Source organism: Streptococcus mitis (assembly GCF_946188695.1).
GTDB classification, from domain to species: Bacteria; Bacillota; Bacilli; order Lactobacillales; family Streptococcaceae; genus Streptococcus; species Streptococcus mitis_DF.
In genome coordinates this window covers 1-643 of the sequence record NZ_CAMHWI010000046.1, presented here as the reverse complement: position 1 = coordinate 643, position 643 = coordinate 1, and the positions used below count along the sequence as shown (strand labels likewise).

Here is a 643-nt window from a genome sequence, read left to right as displayed (position 1 = left end):
TACCTGTGTCGAAAGCTACGGTGTATCGACATGCCAAGCTAGGATATCTGACAGCCAAGCCCATTGATTTCCCTCGGATGGTCAAGTTCAAGGAACGCAGAAAATCCAGAAAAGTAGCTATTCCCAAAGAGCTAAAAATTGGGCGAACCTACCAAGATTTCCAAGAGTTACGAGAAACAGATGATTTCTTCAAATGGTTGGAAATGGACACGGTCATCGGCAGACCTGGTGGAAAGCTACTGCTCACCTTCAACGTTTCCTTCTGCAATTTCCTCTTCGCCTTGCTTTTGGACAACAAGACTGCTCTGGAGGTCGCCACTAAATTCGCAGCTTTGAAAGAAAGAGTCATGGACGGAGGGTATGCGTTCCATCAGCTGTTCCCTGTCATTCTCACGGACAACGGATCTGAGTTCTCCTATGTGGAGGAGCTTGAGAGAGACATTGATGGTAAGTCTCACCTCTACTTCTGCGACCCTAGCCGTCCTGACCAGAAGGGGCGGATTGAGAAGAACCATACGGTTTTGCGAGCCATTCTGCCCAAGGGCACTTCCTTTGACCAGCTGACTCAGAAAGACGTCAATCTAGTCATTTCCCATGTCAATTCCTTGAAACGAGAAGAGTTTCAAGGAAAATCTGCTTACGA

At 47.4% G+C, this 643-nt stretch carries 1 pseudogene; it reads left to right on the top strand.

Annotated elements, in window-relative coordinates:
- Nucleotides 1-643: pseudogene (locus N8L33_RS09930) on the top strand (IS30-like element ISSmi1 family transposase); the annotation flags it as partial.